The organism is Tabrizicola sp. (assembly GCF_034366665.1).
Lineage (GTDB): Bacteria > Pseudomonadota > Alphaproteobacteria > Rhodobacterales > Rhodobacteraceae > Tabrizicola.
The window spans coordinates 1-16121 of record NZ_JAXMMF010000154.1; the positions used below are offsets into that span (position 1 = coordinate 1).

Here is a 16121-nt window from a genome sequence, read left to right on the forward strand (position 1 = left end):
CCAGCTCGGCAGGGCGGGCCTGTGGTTCGCGCCGGGCGGGGCCAACGCATAGGCCGCCACATGGCGGATGCCCAAAGCGCGCAGACAGGCCTGCGCCTTGCCGCCGAAGCCCACGACCGTTGCCTGCGGCATCAGTTGCACCTGCCGGGCGAGATAGCGGTCGGCGCAGGTGCGGTCCCGCAGCCCGCCGATCTCCTGGCTGACCGAACAAAGCCGGCCTTCGGTCAACCAGACCGAACGCAGCTGGTCGGCAAACGGGCGTCCGGGCGCGATCTGATCGATGAACCAGCGTACATTCCGGTGAAACAGGTCGCGCGATCCCGCAAGGATCTGGAACGTGGCGGCGATCGTGGCCGCCAGAAGTTCGTCGGGACCGGCTTCTGGATAGCTGTCGCCTGGGTAGACGCCTCCAGGTTCGGCGAAGACCAAAATCGCGCGCACCTCATTCAGGTCGCCAGTCGCGCCCAGGAACCCCCGCGGCACATGGCCCCGGCCTGGCTGCCAGACCGCCTGTGGGCAGGTGCCGAACAAGGCGCAGGGGGCATAGGCCGGGCGCAGAATTTCGGCGAGCGCGGGATGCGGCTGTGGCGCGGCTGACATCCGTTACACCCCGAGCGTTACACCCCGAGGCACCAGCGCATGATGGCCTTCTGGGCGTGCAGGCGGTTTTCTGCTTCGTCGAAGATCACCGAATGGGGGCCGTCCATCACGGCGCTGGTCGCCTCGTCGTTGCGATGCGCGGGCAGACAATGCATGAAAAGCGCATCGGGCTTGGCGCGGGACATCAGCTGTTCGTTCACCTGATAGGGGCGCAGCTGGTTGTGGCGGCGCTCCTTGGCGGATTCGGGGTCGTGCATCGAGACCCAGGTGTCGGTGACCACAAGGTCGGCGCCTTCGACGGCGGTGAAGGGGTCGCGCTGGATGGTGATCTTCGAGCCCTTCTCACGCGCGAAGGCGACGAACTTGTCTTCGGGGTCCAGAGTTTCCGGCCCGGTGAAGGTGAAGTCGAAGCCGAACTGCCCGGCGGCATGCAGGAAGCTGGCCGCCACGTTGTTGCCGTCGCCGCACCAGACGACCTTCTTGCCCGCGATGGGCCCACGATGTTCTTCGTAGGTCATGACGTCGGCCATGATCTGGCAGGGGTGGGTCCGATTGGTCAGGCCGTTGATCACGGGGACGGTGGCGTGTTCGGCCATTTCCAGAAGCGTGGCTTCCTCGAAGGTCCGGATCATGATCAGGTCGACGTAGCGCGACAGGACGCGGGCGGTGTCGGCGATGGTCTCGCCGTGGCCCAGCTGCATTTCCTTGCCCGAAAGCACCATCGTCTCGCCGCCCATCTGGCGAACGCCCACGTCAAACGAGACGCGGGTGCGGGTCGAGGGCTTTTCGAAGATGAGCGCGACCATGTGGCCCTTCAGCGGCTGCTCGTCATCGGGCGAGCCCTTGGGGCGGCCGTTGCGGGCGGTCTTCATGGACTGCGCAGAGTCGATCATGGTCCGAAGCTGCGCGGGGTCGGTCTTGTGGATGTCGAGGAAGTGTTTCATTTCGTTTCGCTTTTTGGCTGGTAGCCGGGGACTTTGCCCCCGGACCCCCAGGATATTTGGACCAGTATGAAATCAGGCAGCTTGTTCGAGGTGGGTCGCAGCCTGATCGAGGCGGGTAAGCGCCTCGGCGATGTCAGCGTCGGGGATGTTGAGTGCGGGAAGAAGTCGTAGGACGTTGTCGGCGGCGGCGACAGTCAGGACGCCGGCCTCGTAGCCCGCCTTGACCACTTCGGTCGGGGCGGGCTTGCACTTGAGGCCAAGCATCAGACCCTCGCCCCGGACGGCCTCGAAGACCGTGGGGTGGCGCGCGACGAGGGATTCCAGGCCCTGACGCAGGAGCGCGCCCTTGCGGGCCACCTCGGCCAGGAAACCGGGGTCGGAGATCAGTTCGACGACCTTCGCGCCCACCGCGCAGCCCAGCGGGTTGCCGCCGTAGGTGGAGCCGTGGGTGCCTGCCGTCATGCCGGACGCCGCGTGTTCGGTGGCAAGGACCGCGCCCAGGGGGAAGCCGCCGCCGATGCCCTTGGCGACCATCATGATGTCGGGGGTCACCCCCGCCCATTCATGCGCGAAGAGGCGGCCGGTGCGGCCCATGCCGCATTGTACCTCGTCGAAGATGAGGAGCGTGCCGGTCGCATCGCAAAGGTCGCGCAGGCCCTTGAGGCACTGGTCGGGGACGACGCGGATGCCGCCTTCGCCCTGGATCGGCTCGATGATCACGGCGCAGGTCCGGTCGGTGATGGCAGCGCGGATCGCGGCGTGATCGGCGTCATTTGTGGGCCATTTCAGGTGCTTGAACCCGGGCATCAGCGGGCCGAAGCCCTTGACCATCTTTTCCGACCCCGCCGCGGCAATGGCGCCGGTGGAGCGGCCGTGGAAGGCGCCCTCGAAGGCGACGATCTCTGTCCGCTCGGGCTGGCCCGCGTCGTAATGGAACTTGCGCGCCATCTTGATCGCAAGCTCCGCCGTCTCGGTGCCCGAGTTGGTGAAGAAGACCGTGTCGGCGAAAGTGGCGTCGGTCAGAAGCTTCGCCAGCCGCTCCTGTTCGGGGATCGTGTAGACGTTCGAGACGTGCCACAGCTTGCCCGCCTGATCGGTCAGCGCCTGCACCAGGGCAGGGTGCGCGTGGCCCAGCGCGTTCACGGCGATCCCCGAGCCAAGGTCCAGATATCGGCGGCCGTCCTCGGCCGTAAGCCAGCTGCCCTCGCCCTTGACGAAGGAAAGGGGGGCGCGGTTGTAGGTCGGCAGAACGGACGGGATCATGGGCATGTCCTTGCAGGGTAAGGCCAATGGGTGCCTGACGGCTGGCCGGGAGTCAACGGAAGGGGAAGAGGCGTGGCGCGCGGGGTGCGCCGGGGACAGCGGGATGCGGCGTCAGACGCTACGGCGTCGGCGCGAGGCAAGGTTATGGCGGGTCCCGGTGGTCATGGCCGTCGGATAGCCGGAAGTCGCCCCTGGGTAAAGCAAATTCGCACGGCCGCAGGTTTGGCGTTTTCGCTGGAAATGACCTGTAAAGGCTGGCAAGGCAGGATCAGGGGACGACGGGGCCGACGGCCCTGGGAACAGGGCGACAAGAATACCGGAGATTTCGGGCAGGCATGGTTGCGGAACGCATCACTGTCGGCGTCTACGCGCTGGACGATGTGCGGCTGCCTCGGGCGGCGGCCGGTCGGGGTTGGGCGCAGCGCCTGGCCGAGCAGGACCCCGCGCTTGCCCCCGCAGCCCAGCCGGTGGATCTGGTCCTTGAGATCAGCGCCGATGGCCTGGCGCTTGCGGAACCCGCCGCGCTGGCCGGGGTGAAACACGCCGCAAGTCTGCGGGTCGCGATCGAGCCGGTGCCAAGTCGCGTGGGGCTGTTCCTGGTGCGGATCGGGGCGAAGGTGGTGGCCGTCGCCGTGGCGGGACCCTGGGACGCCGCGGTATTGCCCGCCAATGCGCCCGCTCCGGTGGAGGGTGTTGCGGCCTATGGCGCGGGCACGCTGATCGACACGCCCGACGGGCCACAGCTTGTCGAGACGCTGGCGACGGGCGCGGTGGTGACGACGCTTTCCAATGGCTCACGCCCGTTGCGCTGGGTCGGGCGGCGGCGGGTCTCGGTGCTGGAACTCTTGGCGCACCCCGCCCTGCGGCCGGTGGAGTTTGCGGCGGGCACGGTGGGCAACATGCGGCCACTGGTGGTCTCGGCGCAGCAGCGGATGCTGATCGACGACTGGCGCGCCGAGGTCTATTTCGGCGAGGACCGGGTGCTGGTCGCGGCGCAAGCGCTGGTCGACGACCGCGCAGCGCGGGTGGTCCTGCCCGCGGGGGGCGTCGACTACGTGGTGCTGCTTTGCGACCGGCACGAGGTGCTTTTGGCCGAAGGGGCGCTGTCGGACAGCTTTCACCCTGGCGAGATGGGCCTGTCGGGTCTGGGTGCGGCAGAGCGGGCCGAGATCGAGGCGCTGATCCCCGAGGCCGAGTTTCTGCGGCGCAGGGCGGCCTTTCCCATCGTACGCAACGCCGAAGCGCGCGCCTTGCGGCTTTAGCCGGCGCAGATTTCCGCCAGCATCTTGATGATCGGCGGGTAGTAGTCGGCATCAAACCCGGCATCGGTCTGCAGGACCGACAGGAAGCAGGCGACGCGGCCCGTCTGGGGGTTCGCGACCAGGTATTGGCCTCCGTAACCGCCGTGGCCGACCCAGGTGCCGTCGGTGTTGGTCTGGTTGGAATAGCGCAGATGGGCGCGGGGGGCGGGCATGGCCACTCCACCGCGGCGGGTGGCGTCCAGGAAAGCCGCCGAGCCGAAGGGCTGGCCGTCCACCCCCTGCCCGTTCCGCGCCAGGATCGCGCCATAGCGGCAGAGGTCGCGGGCGGTCAGGCAGATGCCGCCGCTGAAGATCGGCAGGCCGTGGCGGTCGGTGCCGATGTGCAAGGCCCCCTCGACCGCCGCCGCGTCGGCCAGATCGGCAAGCCAGAGCCGCAGGGGCCGCCCGCCCCGCGCCTCGGCCGCCAGCATCAGGACATCGGTGTTGGCGCTTTTGTAAAGGCTGGTCCCCGTGGGGTTCCGCGTGTCGCTGGCCCCCGGTGCAAGGCCGATGCCCGTCAGAAGGTCGCGGAGTGCGGGTTCAGGCCCCTTGGGCAGGCGCATCCCCATTGCCGCCTCGTGCAGGAAGGCAGTGGTATCGGGGTTGGTGTAATCCTCGTCATAGGCGTTCTGGACGTTCATGTCGGCCACGTCCTGCACTGTGGCCCCGTGGTAGCCCGGCCCGATGAAGGGCAGGATTTCGCCCAGGGTCTCATCCATGTTGATCTTGCCGTCCTCCCACAGCCGACCAAGGATCAGGTGCGCGGCCAGCTTGGAGATCGACATGATCGCATGCGGCTGATCGGGGGAGAAGTCGGGGGCATAGGCCTGATACAGCAGCCGGTTGCCTTCGGTGACCGCCATTGCCGAAAACCACGGCAGCGCGGTCAGGCGGCGCACGTCCTCGCGCGCGGGGATGGACAGGTCGGCGGACAGGCGCAGGTCCAGGACGCGGGCGGCGCGGAACGTCTGGGCGTAGCGGGCGATCCGGTGCAAGGTGTGAAACCCCTGCCGCCGATTGGGGGCCGAGTTCCAGTGCGGGTGTCGGTCGGGGCCGACCGAAAGGTCGGGGTTCGGATGGGTGGCAAGCGGCATGGCACTACTCCTGCTTCACAGGAAGATAGGAAGGCGGTCCCAAGGGGAACAAGTCAGGCGAGCCTGACGACGGCGCACGGCTGCGTTACCTTTGGCCCGGCGGCGGGCGGGCAGGCGTCCGGGGGGCAGGCCTCCGGGGGGCAGGCGTCCGGGGGGCGTGGTGATGGGGGGCGTGGTGATGGACGGACGGGACGAAACCGGTGCCTGATCTGGCAATCGAAAGAGCCACCCTTGCGGCCCCCTGCCCCGGACGGATACAATGCCCGGATATTCAAGACAGGCGGAGATCGGGATGTCCTGGACGGACGAGCGTGTCGAGACGCTCAAGCGCATGTGGAACGAGGGCCAGTCGGCCAGCCAGATCGCCAAGGAGCTGGGTGGAGTCACCCGCAATGCGGTGATCGGCAAGGTCCATCGCCTTGGCCTGTCGAACCGGGTGGGCGGCAAGGAGGAAGAGGACGAGGGCACGCCAGCCCCCGCCCCTGTCCAGGCCGCAAAGCCCGAACCTGCGCCGCGGCCGGACCCGGCCCCTGCCGCCCCGCGCGCCGAGCCACCGCGCGCGGCTGCCCCGGCGGCTCCGGCACCGTCGGCCTCGAACGTGACGCCGCTGCCGCTGCGCAAGGCGATTGTTCCGGCCGGTCAGCCGCTGCCGCCGCAGCCCAGCCTGAACGAGATCAGCCCGGAGGCGCTGGCCTCGGTCCGCGAAGTGGAAAAGCGCGCGCGCAGGCTGACGCTGATGGAACTGACCGAACGGACCTGCAAATGGCCGATCGGCGATCCGGCGACCGACGACTTCTGGTTCTGCGGCCTGCCCAGCCTGCCCGGCAAACCCTATTGCGAGGCCCATGTCGGCGTCGCCTTCCAGCCGATGAGCGCCCGTCGCGACCGTCGCCGCTGACCTGACCTGACCTGACCTGACCTTAAAAGCCGGTGCCGAAGGGTGCCGGCTTTTTCCTTGGGTCAGTTCCCCTTCAGGATCTCTTCCAGCGCCTTCACGGCCTGATCTTCCAGCGCCTGCGTCGCCGCGTCCTTGGCCGCATCGCCCAGGCTTTCGTCGGGTGCGACCTCGACGCCCAGCTCTTCACGCAGGCGCTGTTCCAACTCGGCCTTGGCGGCGGCTTCGGCGGCCTTGGCCTCTTCTTCCAGACGCGCGGCGACGGCCTTGGCCTCGGCCTCCATCTTCTCACGCGCGATGGATTCCAGGTCCAGCCGGAAGCTGGGGTCGGCCCAGGGGCCGGTGATGAGCAAGGGCACCATCACCCCGCCGGTCCCGTCTTCGGCCGCAAGCGCGGTGGGGCGCAGGCGGTAGTTCAACGTGCGCTCGCCCAGGCCCAGCTCACCCGAGCCCGAGGCGGTGACATAGGGCGCCACCAGCTTGAGGTCGCTGTTGGACAGCACGCCCTTCGCGATGGAATACGTTCCGGCAAGGCCGTCGAAGATGGTCTTCTGCCCCTCGCCGACAAAGCCGGGGTCCAGGGTCCGCAGCATCCCGGCAATGTCCAGCCCGCGCAACTCGCCCCTCCCCAGTTCCAGCGTGCCCTGGCCTTCCAGGCTTTTCACGATCGCATCGACGGAATTGCCGACGCCCAGGAACTCCAGCTCGGCATCGGCGGTGGAAACCAGCCGGTCCCAGCCCGCAAGGTCTGTGAACAAGGGCTGGGTCTGCAGGCCCGCAAAGGCCAGCCTGCCGCCGACCGACAGCCCGCCGCGCCCGTTCACCACGAAATCGCCCGAGATCTGGCCGTCGTAGGCCTGCATCTCGCGGATGTCGACGACCGCACGGGCGCGGTCGATGGTCACCAGCGCGCGGGTCTGGCCCAGTTTCAGCACGCCCAGATCGATCGAGGGTGCCGACAGCGCGACCTCGGCATCCAGCGCGCCAAGGGCCGAGACGTCGATCTCGCCTTCGGGCCAGCCTTCGGCGTCCATCCCGCCGGCCTGGCCGCCGCCCATCTCGCCCTCCGGTCCGGTGCCGATCACGATGGGACCGGCGGCAAGTGCGCCTTTCAGCAAGGGGCGTGCCTCACCGGGCAAGAGGTCAAGGTCGCCCTTCAACTGGTTCTGGTCGGCCGCGATCTCGGCCCCTCGAAGGAAGGCCGCGCCGGTGCCGTCCAGCGTCAGGGTGCCGCTGATCTGCAGCTTGTCCTGGCCCAGGCCGAGTGGCGGGCGCGACAGTTCCGAGCCCGTCAGCGCGCCCAAAGCCGGCAGATCAGCCAGGTCGGCGACCAGCGCGCCTTCGGCCACCACCGGAGCATAGCCGCCGCGGCCGTCGAAAGTCACCTTCGAGCCGCCTGCCGTCAGCGTCGCCGTCACCGGCACGACCCGGCCCAAGGCAAAGGCGGAAAAGACCCCGCCCGACAGGTCCAGCGCCGCCGCCTGCCCGCCGGACAGACCCGTGGCCGTCAGCGTGAAGGGGCCCGAGAAATCCGGGATCGCCAGCGTCGCATCCACCCCGTCCAGCGCGATCTCGCGGCCCGACTGGCGGTCGACGTAGCGGATGGTGCCGCCGGTGATCGTGCCCTGATCCAGCGAAAAGCCCGTGGCCGGAGCCGGGACCGAGCCTGCGCCACCCCCGGTCCCTGCGGCAAAGACCCAGTTCGCCTCGCCCTCGGCATTGCGTTCCAGGTTGATCTCGGGGCGGTCGGCGGCAAGGCCCAGGATCTTTACCTCGCCCCCGAACAGCGCGCCGATGTTCACGTCGATGGACAGGCCTTGCGCCTGAAAGAGCGGCTGGTCGCTGTCCGCCCATTCGGCATTGGCGATGCTGACCGGACCGGTCGAGATGCCCAGCGACGGCCAGAGCCGGGGCGAAACCTCGCCTTGCAGCTGCATCTTGCGCCCCGTGATCGCCTCGAACTGGGATGAGACCGCCTGTGCCACCCTCTCGGCCGGCACCATTGCTCCCAGCCCAAGGCCCAGGACCACAAGCACAGCCAGCGTAACCCCGACCCGGACGATCCAGCGCATGCTCAACTCCTCGGAGATTTTCTTGTTTTGCCGAAGTCTAAGCCCCCCGGCGGCGGGATGCCAAGTCGGGGGGACCACACTGGCATCAAATGGCCGAGAGGGCGGGCTTTCCAGACCGGTCGGCGCAGAGTATAGGGCGCGCATGTCAGAAAACCCGCCGCTCCTTCGCCCCGACCTTGCCCGCGCTCTGGTGCCCGACACCCGGCGCGCGGGGCAACCGACCATCGGCATGGTCAGCCTTGGCTGCCCCAAGGCGTTGGTTGACAGCGAACGCATCCTGACCCGCCTGCGGGCCGAGGGCTATGCGATCAGCCCGGACTACAAGGGGGCCGACGCGGTGATCGTGAACACCTGCGGTTTCCTGGACAGCGCCAAGGCCGAAAGCCTGGAAGCCATCGGCGAGGCCTTGCAGGAAAACGGCCGGGTGATCGTGACGGGCTGCCTTGGGGCGGAACCGGAGTATATCACCGGCGCGCATCCACGCGTGCTGGCCGTGACGGGTCCGCACCAGTACGAAAGCGTGCTTGACGCGGTGCATGCCGCGGTGCCGCCTTCGCCCGATCCGTTCATCGACCTTTTGCCTGCGACCGGGGTTTCCCTGACCCCCCGGCACTACAGCTATCTGAAGATTTCCGAGGGCTGTAACCACAAGTGCAAGTTCTGCATCATCCCCGACATGCGCGGGCGGCTGGTGTCCCGCCCCGCCCATGCCGTTTTGCGCGAGGCGGAAAAGCTGGTCGAGGCGGGGGTTCGCGAGCTTCTGGTAATCTCGCAGGACACCTCGGCCTACGGGGTGGACCGCAAGCATGACCTGTCGCCCTGGAAGGGCGGCGAGGTGCGCGCCCACATCACCGACCTTGCGCGCGAGATGGGCAAGCTGGGCGCCTGGGTGCGGCTGCATTACGTCTACCCCTACCCGCATGTGCGCGACCTGATCCCGCTGATGGCGGAAGGCCTGGTGCTGCCGTATCTGGACATTCCCTTCCAGCACGCCCACCCCGACGTTCTGAAACGTATGGCCCGCCCCGCCGCCGCCGCCCGGACCCTGGACGAAATCGCCGCCTGGCGCGCCATCGCGCCAGACCTGACTTTGCGGTCGACCTTCATCGTCGGCTACCCCGGCGAGACCGAGGCAGAGTTCCAGACCCTGCTGGACTGGCTGGACGAGGCGCAGCTGGATCGCGTCGGCTGCTTCCAGTACGAAAACGTCGCCGGGGCGCGGTCGAACGATCTGCCCGACCATGTGCCTGCCGAGGTGAAGCAAGAGCGGTTTGATCGCTTTATGGAAAAAGCTCAGGCGATTTCCGAGGCGAAACTGGCCGCAAAAGTTGGAAAAGTGCTAGAGGTGATCGTGGACGAGGTCGACGAGGACGGCGCCACCTGCCGCACCAAGGCCGACGCGCCCGAGATCGACGGCAACCTTTTCATCGACGAAGGCTTCGAGGCGCTGACCCCCGGCGACATCGTCAAGGTCCAGGTGGACGAGGCTGGGGAGTATGACCTCTGGGGTCGGCTGGTGTGACCTTGGGGGCTGGCGAAGTCCGCGTCGGGGCGCACCGGCTTCGCATCCTGAAGCAGCGAAACGGCTTCGCCGGGATCATCGTCGGTCGGCACAAGGAGCAGGTGACCGGCACGACGGCGCTTGAGGTCGAGACCCGGCTACGGGCCATGCTGGCCGAAGAGCATCCTGACTTCATCGGTCTGGACGGCGCGCGGAAGCGTTTCCTTGGCCTCTTTCCCGAAGGCTTCACCGATCCAGCCTACATCGGCGACAGCACCACGGGGGAACGCCACTACAAGTCGAAAGCTGCCGAAACACTGCAACGCGATGTGCCAGTTGCGGGCACGTTCGACACGCCGGACATCGGCCTTGCAGCCCTGCGCGTCATGCAGCAGACCAACCTGCTCGACCCGTTTTCGAAGGCGAAACTTGCCGATGTCCTGCGCGGCCCCCGCGCGGCCGAGTTTCTGTCTATTGCCCGCAGCTTCGCGATGGGCGACACGAATGCGGCCTGCCGTGACCTTTCCCGTCAGTTCAAGGCCGAAGGCGTGGCAAGCTGGGTCTGCCTAACCTATTTCCCCTTCCTGTGGCTGCCCGACCGCCACATGTTCCTGAAGCCCACGTTCACCAAGGCCTTTGCCACGCGCATTGGGCACAGCTTCGCGCACGACTACGAAAGCGCGCCGAATCCTGAGACCTATGCCTCGCTTCTGCACATGACTGCGGAAGTCGGCAACGGCTTGGGCGACCTTGATCCGGCGGACAACATAGATCTGCACAGTTTCATGTGGGTGGTGATGGACTATCGCGACACCGACGTCATGCGACCGCCGACAGGTGACGGCCAGGCCTAACTGCGGCAGCCTGACGCCTTCCACCCCGTCCGCACCGGACTACTTGTCACCCATGACACAGGAAACCCGCGTTCTTTACAACGAGACCTGTCCGGTCTGCCGGTTCGAGATCGACGCCTACCGCCGCCGAGCGATAACGGACGGGCTGCCGATCCGTTTCGACGGGATGGACCGGGCCGAGGATTGGGGACTGACGCCGGACCGCGCGGCCCGGCAGCTGCATGTCTGGCAGGACGGACAGGTGCTGTCGGGGATGCCCGCGTTCCGGGCGCTCTGGTCCGCGATGCCGCGGTGGCGTTGGCTTGCCAAGGTGACCGCGTGGCCTCTGGTCCGGCCTGTGATTGATGTGTTGTATGACCGCGTGGCCGCTCCGCTGCTGTACAAGGCGCATCTGCGGCGGCAGCGCAGCCAAGGCCCGGCCAACGGCCGGACCCTCTGACGACGATCACACCCAGTAGGGCGGGACGCCGTAGTAGTCGTAGTTGCGCCGCTGGTAGTCGCGGTCGTCAGACCAGTTGTCGCCCCCGGTGGGCGCTCCGGTCAGCTGTTCCTCGGTGATGTCGGTGACGAAGCCGCCCAGATCGGTGTCATAGCTCAGCTTCTTCCACGGCACGGGATGGTGGCCCTCGCCGATCCCCAGAAAGCCGCCGAAGCCCATGACCGCATAGGCGATCTGGCCCGAGACCTTGTCGATCATCAGGTGGTCGATCTGGCCCAGGTGGTCGCCGGTGGGGCTGTAGACCGCCGTGCCGTTCACATCGGCGCTGGAGACCATCGAGGAGGTGGAGCTGTGGCCGGACGCGGTGGCGCGGTCGGCAAAGGGGGCGTCTTGCATGGGGTAGCCTCTCGGGTTGGGGGTTTTCCAGACAACCGGAGCAGGCGCCGTTTGTTCCCTACCCCAGCAGGATCACCCCCCAGGCCACCCCCGCCGCGAGGGCGGCAAGCGCCACGCAGGCCGAGCCGCAGTCCTTGGCCTTCTTCGCCCGCGGGTCCGGACCGGGAGAGACCATGTCCACCACTTCCTCGACAGCGGTGTTGATCAGTTCGGCCGCAAGGATCAGCAAGCCCAAGGCCAGGATCAGGGCGCGTTGGCCGGGCGTCAGGTCCAGCGTGAAGGCCAGCGCGGCGGACAGGACGTTGGCCAGGGTCCATTGCCGCAGCGTCTTTTCCGTGGCCCAGGCCGCGCAAAAGCCCGCCCAGGACCAGATCACCGTATTGGCCAGCCGCCGTGCCTCGGCCCGCAGGGCATCTTGCATCCGTCCTCCCCCTTTTGCGTTTCGGGGCAGGTTAGCCCCACGCCGGGCCTGCGCCAAGCCGCCCGGTCCTAGCCGCGCAGCGCCGCCAGGGCTGCGCGGGTGCAGGTCACGATATGGGCAAACCGGTCGCCGCCCAGGTGGACGCCACCATACCAGCGGGTGACGACGACGATGCGGTCGGGAACCGCCTCACGCTCCAGCATCTTCAGGATGACCGCGCCCGCCCCGGCCTCGCCATCGTCGTTCTTCAGGGGGCCGCCGTCGGCCAGCAGTGCTGCCCAGGAATGGTGCGTGGCCTTGTCGAACTTGCGACGGCGGCGCAGCGTGGCGAGGAAGGCGTCGATCTCGGCTTTCGAGCGCACCGTGCCTGTGGCGGCGGCATAGCGCGACCCACGGTCACGGAGGAGGTCTTCCAGGACGATCATGCCAGAGGTCCTAGGGAAAAATGGGGCGGCGGACCAGAGGGGTTGGTCCACCGCCCCGTTCACCCGGCATCCGTGTCGGCGGACCGCCGCGTGAAGCTCATCCGGGGTCTAGCCCAAAGCCTCGATCCCGGGCTTGTTCGGGCAGAAGTCGGGCATCGCCCGCGCCGCGCCGGAACTGACCAGCCAGCCTTCGCATTCCGCGCCGCGACCGCAGGCGGCACAGCGGGTGATCAGATCCTCAAGCTCGTCGCGCTGCAGCCAGCCTTCGACCACGGCGCGCGGCAGGTTCACCCCGGAAATCCGCGCCATGCCGCGGGTCAGCCACCATGCCTTGGGTGCCTCTGGATACCCGATCATCGCAAAACCTCCTGGTAGGTATCAGGCCATGCTGCCCAAGGTCGCGACGGTTCGCCTTGACCCAGATCAAGGGCGCTGCAACCGCCGCACTGTCGCCTCGACCAGCGCCTTGCGTTGCGCGTTCGGGGGATGGCTGCCCAGGAACTTGTCGCCGGGGTCCGGCAGCCGGTCGAAGAACCCGGAGCCGCGCACCGGATCATAGCCCGCGACCAAGGCGATCTCGGCGCCCAGCGCGTCGGCCTCCAGCTCGAACTCTCTGGAATAGCTGCGTGCCGCGACCTCGGCCCCCATGTTCTGCGCCGCGCGAACCTCGTCTGGCGACAGCCCGCTGGTCTGCGCCAGAACCCCCGCCAGCAGTGCGCCCGACAGCGCCTGGTCATTGCGCTTGGGGATGTGGCCCGCGATGTGATGCGCTGCCTCGTGGCCCAGGACGAAGGCCAGCTCGTCGGGGTTGCGCGCATCGGCGATCAACGCAAGGGTGAAGCCGATCACCGGACGCCCGGTCCGGTCCAGCGTCTGGAACGCATTCGGCGGCTGGCCCGGCCGGTCGTCCACCACGATGCGGAAGTCGCAGTTCGCGGCCACGCTGCGCTGGCGGCAGTAGCTTTCGGCCACAGGTTCGACCCGGGCCAGCACGGTCAGGAAATTCTCGGCCGCCGCGCGGGCGGGCTGGACCTCGCTGGTGGGCGCGGGTGGCAGGGCCGGAGGCGCGGGATAGGTCGAGACGCAGCCGCCCAGGGACAGGATAAGGGCGGCAAGCAGGGAAAGACGCATGGGGAACCTCGACCGGATTTTGCCAAGGGTAGCAAATCGGCGGGCGGGGGAAAGGGCGGCTCACGCAAGCGTCATGCTTGCGGCGGCCGGGCCTTGGGGCTAGCCTGAGATCATGTTCACCATCGAGCACGAATTCGACGCAACGGTCATCACCCTGGTCGACGAGGGCGAGGATGCCCCGTTGCTGGAAGACATCGTGATCAACGCCTTCGAGGATTGCGTTACCCTGGAACAGGTCGATCCGCAGACCGACGAGGTGATGCGTATCACCTTCTCGACGACCCAGATGCGCGACCTTGCCGCGGCGCTGAACTTGCCCGAGGGCAGCTACCGGCTGGAACGGAAGGTCCCGTAACCGGGCTAGTCCAGCCGGAAGAGCTTGTCGCGTGTCGTCGCCCCCCGGATCAACTGCAGCCGCGTCTTGGCGACCCCCATCGCCTTGGCAAGCGCCGCCCGTGCGGCCTCGGTCGCCTTGCCGGCCTCGGGCGTATCGGTCACGGCAACGCGGATCTGGCCGTCCAAAAGCTCCACTCCCGCGCGGCGGGCGTTCGGGGTTACACGGATCGCGATCGTGGCACCGGGCTGGGCAAGGTGGGACAGGTCAGTCATGCCCGGTTGAAAGCCGGGCGCGCGGGTCAAGACAAGAGCCAAATTTCTTAAGCAAGAAATTTGACAAATTCCTTACTTAAGGAATTTGGGTCCCGGCCGCACCGTCTGGCCAAACCTCCCCGCCACCCCTAGTCTTGCCGCAAAGGGAGACGCCCATGACCACCGCTTTCTTCTGGGACGAACGCTGCTTCTGGCATGGCGGCGGCAACTACGCCTTCACGCTACCCGTTGCGGGCCTGGTCCAGCCGACCCCCGGGGGTTTGCCCGAGAACCCCGAGACCAAGCGACGCCTGCGCAACCTGATCGGGGTCACCGGCCTGACCCGGCATTTGTCGATGCGAGGTGCCGAGGCGGCGACGAAAGAGGACCTCCTTCGCGTCCACCCTGAAAGCTATCTTGCGGCGTTCAAGAACACCTCCGATGCAGGCGGGGGCGAGTTGGGCCTGCGCACCCCCTTCGGCGCAGGTGGCTACGAGATTGCGGCCCTTTCGGCGGGTCTGGCGACAGCCGCACTGCGGGCGGTTCTGACGGGCGAGGTGCGCAACGCCTATTCCCTCTCGCGTCCCCCCGGCCACCATTGCACGGCCGATTTCCCGAACGGCTTTTGCCTGCTGAACAACATCGCCGTGGCGATCCGCGCCGCGCAAGCCGAAGGGCTGGTCCGCCGCGTCGCCGTGATCGACTGGGACGTCCACCACGGCAACGGGACCGAGGCGATCTTCTGGGATGACCCCGATGTCCTGACGATCAGCCTGCACCAGGAGCGGAACTACCCCCTCGACACCGGCGGGGTCGAGGCTACGGGCGGCCCCAAGGCCCCCGGAGCGAACCTCAACCTGCCCTTGCCCCCCGGCACGGGGCACGCCAGCTACCTTTACGCGATGGAGCGGGTGGTCCTGCCCGCGCTGGACCGTTTCAAGCCCGATGCCATCATCGTCGCCTGCGGCTTCGATGCCGCCGCTGTCGACCCCCTGGGCCGGATGCTTTGCACGGCCGAGACGTTCCGGCTTTTGACCAGAATGGTGATGCAGGCCGCCGACCGGCTGTGCGACGGACGGCTGACCCTGGTCCACGAGGGCGGCTATTCCGAGGTTTACGTCCCCTTTTGCGGCCATGCCGTGCTGGAAGAATTGTCCGACGCGCCCGTCACGGCCCCTGACCCCTTGGGCGCGACCCTGGCCAAACGCCAGCCCGACGCGCGCTTCAATGCGTTCGTGAGGGGATGGATCGACGAAGCTGCGCGCACGCTGGGCCTTTAGCCCTCGGGTGCGGGCACGTCGCTGTTGCCGGGGGTGATCGCCGCGAAGGGCCAGACTGTCGGGCTGGTGTGCAGCACAAGCTTGGCCTTGTCCTTGGCCGACAGCCGGGGAAAGAAGGTCAGCCCGGTCTGCGCCTCGATCTGGGGCAAGGACGAGATTGGCGCGGTTTCGGGCTTGGTCGAAGGATGCTCTTGCGGGATCATCAGCGCCAGGATGTTCAGGTTGCCCGGCGCGTCGAAGGGATAGCGTTCCGGCTCGGCGATGATCAGGAACAGCGCCTCGGGCACCGGGACCATCTTGCCGGACTTCCTTTGGATCATCGTCGGAGTCGCCCCGAAGACCGGGCCGGTCATCACCCAGACATGCTTGCGCATCGGCGCGTAGGACTTGACGATGCCGTGCTCCAGGTTCTTCCAGATGCCCCGGTTCATCGGGCTGCGCTGCGGCACGATGTTCGACATCAGGAACGTCTCGAATTGCGCCACCCGGCCGAACTGGGTGTTGATCGCGAAATTCGGCACCATGTGCCCCCGGTCATAGGTCTGCCCCGCCACGCGTCCAAAGCCCTGCGTGCCGATCCGCCAGGCCTCGGGCAGGCGGGGGTCATCGTAGAAGAACTCGGGCCGCTGGAAGTCCACGTCCCGCACTGCCGCCGCGACCTGGTAGGCCGCCCAGAGCGGTTGGCCCCGGTCGGGGCAGAAGCCCAGCGCATAGCCGTGGTTGACGATGATCTGCACAAGAGGGTTCGTCTGCGCATTGGCGGGCGCGCCGAAAAGACAGAAGAACTCCAGAAAATGGGCGATGGGGGCGGAAACCGGCAGAAGGCTGGAATTGTCGGACATGGGGGTCACCTGAAACGGCTGCTGAAATGCGGTCAGTCTAGCACGGGACGCCTGCCCGGCGTGTGACAATCCCGC

General features: G+C 67.5%; 20 protein-coding genes. 8 read left to right on the forward strand and 12 right to left on the reverse strand.

The genetic code is table 11. The features are described from left to right. From U1E69_RS21645 to U1E69_RS21655, 3 genes are all read right to left on the reverse strand, one after another. On the reverse strand, window positions 1–600 hold a 600-nt coding region (locus tag U1E69_RS21645), incomplete at its 3' end, for a hypothetical protein (RefSeq protein ID WP_322246558.1). A gap of 17 nt (window positions 601–617) precedes the next feature. Next, window positions 618–1544, reverse strand: a complete 927-nt coding sequence (gene argF, locus U1E69_RS21650) for an ornithine carbamoyltransferase (RefSeq protein WP_322246560.1) — start codon at window positions 1542–1544, stop codon at window positions 618–620. 72 nt (window positions 1545–1616) lie between these two features. After that, window positions 1617–2807, reverse strand: coding sequence for an aspartate aminotransferase family protein (locus tag U1E69_RS21655; protein WP_322246561.1), 1191 nt, complete (start codon window positions 2805–2807; stop codon window positions 1617–1619). Between the two features lie 335 nt (window positions 2808–3142). Here U1E69_RS21655 and U1E69_RS21660 point away from each other — a divergent pair, with 335 nt between their 5' ends. Beyond that, window positions 3143–4069, forward strand: a complete 927-nt coding sequence (locus U1E69_RS21660) for a Hint domain-containing protein (protein ID WP_322246562.1) — start codon at window positions 3143–3145, stop codon at window positions 4067–4069. On the opposite strand, the gene U1E69_RS21665 is transcribed toward U1E69_RS21660, so the two are convergent. Next, on the reverse strand, window positions 4066–4971 hold the full coding sequence (locus tag U1E69_RS21665) for a serine hydrolase (protein ID WP_416200319.1): 906 nt from the start codon (window positions 4969–4971) through the stop codon (window positions 4066–4068). The genes U1E69_RS21660 and U1E69_RS21665 overlap by 4 nt on opposite strands. A 154-nt stretch (window positions 4972–5125) precedes the next feature. Between U1E69_RS21665 and U1E69_RS22660 the strand changes: the two genes are divergently transcribed. Next, window positions 5126–5269 (forward strand): MYXO-CTERM sorting domain-containing protein, encoded by a 144-nt coding sequence (locus U1E69_RS22660; protein WP_416200316.1) that lies wholly within the window; start codon window positions 5126–5128, stop codon window positions 5267–5269. Window positions 5270–5494: 225 nt separating this feature from the next. Next, the gene (locus tag U1E69_RS21670; protein WP_322246564.1) at window positions 5495–6100 is read left to right on the forward strand and encodes a GcrA family cell cycle regulator; all 606 of its coding nucleotides are present in this window, start codon (window positions 5495–5497) and stop codon (window positions 6098–6100) included. 62 nt (window positions 6101–6162) lie between these two features. Here U1E69_RS21670 and U1E69_RS21675 read toward each other — a convergent pair whose 3' ends face one another. Next, a complete protein-coding gene (locus U1E69_RS21675) occupies window positions 6163–8169 on the reverse strand; it encodes an AsmA family protein (RefSeq protein ID WP_322246565.1) in 2007 nt (668 codons plus the stop codon). 142 nt (window positions 8170–8311) lie between these two features. On the opposite strand from U1E69_RS21675, the gene rimO reads away from it, so the two are divergent. From rimO to U1E69_RS21690, 3 genes are read left to right on the forward strand one after another with little or no spacing between them, the layout of a single operon-like run. Then, window positions 8312–9691: a 30S ribosomal protein S12 methylthiotransferase RimO gene (gene rimO / locus U1E69_RS21680; RefSeq protein ID WP_322246566.1), complete on the forward strand. Its 1380-nt coding sequence runs from the start codon at window positions 8312–8314 to the stop codon at window positions 9689–9691. Beyond that, window positions 9688–10524 carry a hypothetical protein gene (locus tag U1E69_RS21685; RefSeq protein WP_322246568.1) on the forward strand — a complete coding sequence of 279 codons (837 nt, stop codon included), beginning with the start codon at window positions 9688–9690 and terminating at the stop codon, window positions 10522–10524. The genes rimO and U1E69_RS21685 overlap by 4 nt, the downstream gene beginning before the upstream one ends. A gap of 52 nt (window positions 10525–10576) precedes the next feature. Further along, window positions 10577–10963, forward strand: a complete 387-nt coding sequence (locus U1E69_RS21690; protein WP_322246569.1) for a DUF393 domain-containing protein — start codon at window positions 10577–10579, stop codon at window positions 10961–10963. 6 nt (window positions 10964–10969) lie between these two features. Here U1E69_RS21690 and U1E69_RS21695 read toward each other — a convergent pair whose 3' ends face one another. The 5 genes from U1E69_RS21695 to U1E69_RS21715 all read right to left on the reverse strand — a co-directional run bounded on the left by U1E69_RS21695 (window position 10970) and on the right by U1E69_RS21715 (window position 13336). Next, window positions 10970–11299, reverse strand: coding sequence for a PRC-barrel domain-containing protein (locus U1E69_RS21695; RefSeq protein ID WP_322246620.1), 330 nt, complete (start codon window positions 11297–11299; stop codon window positions 10970–10972). Window positions 11300–11417: 118 nt separating this feature from the next. After that, window positions 11418–11780: a diacylglycerol kinase gene (locus U1E69_RS21700; RefSeq protein ID WP_322246571.1), complete on the reverse strand. Its 363-nt coding sequence runs from the start codon at window positions 11778–11780 to the stop codon at window positions 11418–11420. A 68-nt stretch (window positions 11781–11848) separates the two neighbouring features. Then, window positions 11849–12205, reverse strand: coding sequence for a YigZ family protein (locus U1E69_RS21705; RefSeq protein WP_322246572.1), 357 nt, complete (start codon window positions 12203–12205; stop codon window positions 11849–11851). Window positions 12206–12313: 108 nt separating this feature from the next. Continuing rightward, window positions 12314–12562, reverse strand: a complete 249-nt coding sequence (locus U1E69_RS21710; RefSeq protein ID WP_322246574.1) for a DUF6455 family protein — start codon at window positions 12560–12562, stop codon at window positions 12314–12316. A 66-nt stretch (window positions 12563–12628) separates the two neighbouring features. Then, complete coding sequence (locus tag U1E69_RS21715) at window positions 12629–13336, reverse strand: M48 family metallopeptidase (RefSeq protein WP_322246576.1); 708 nt, start codon at window positions 13334–13336, stop codon at window positions 12629–12631. Between the two features lie 112 nt (window positions 13337–13448). Here U1E69_RS21715 and U1E69_RS21720 point away from each other — a divergent pair, with 112 nt between their 5' ends. Next, window positions 13449–13691 (forward strand): hypothetical protein, encoded by a 243-nt coding sequence (locus U1E69_RS21720; protein ID WP_322246578.1) that lies wholly within the window; start codon window positions 13449–13451, stop codon window positions 13689–13691. A gap of 5 nt (window positions 13692–13696) precedes the next feature. On the opposite strand, the gene U1E69_RS21725 is transcribed toward U1E69_RS21720, so the two are convergent. Further along, the gene (locus U1E69_RS21725; RefSeq protein ID WP_322246579.1) at window positions 13697–13945 is read right to left on the reverse strand and encodes a DUF167 domain-containing protein; all 249 of its coding nucleotides are present in this window, start codon (window positions 13943–13945) and stop codon (window positions 13697–13699) included. 155 nt (window positions 13946–14100) lie between these two features. Between U1E69_RS21725 and U1E69_RS21730 the strand changes: the two genes are divergently transcribed. Further along, on the forward strand, window positions 14101–15204 hold the full coding sequence (locus tag U1E69_RS21730; protein ID WP_322246580.1) for a class II histone deacetylase: 1104 nt from the start codon (window positions 14101–14103) through the stop codon (window positions 15202–15204). Here U1E69_RS21730 and U1E69_RS21735 read toward each other — a convergent pair. Continuing rightward, window positions 15201–16046 carry a DNA/RNA non-specific endonuclease gene (locus U1E69_RS21735; protein ID WP_322246582.1) on the reverse strand — a complete coding sequence of 282 codons (846 nt, stop codon included), beginning with the start codon at window positions 16044–16046 and terminating at the stop codon, window positions 15201–15203. The genes U1E69_RS21730 and U1E69_RS21735 overlap by 4 nt on opposite strands. Window positions 16047–16121 lie beyond the last annotated feature (75 nt).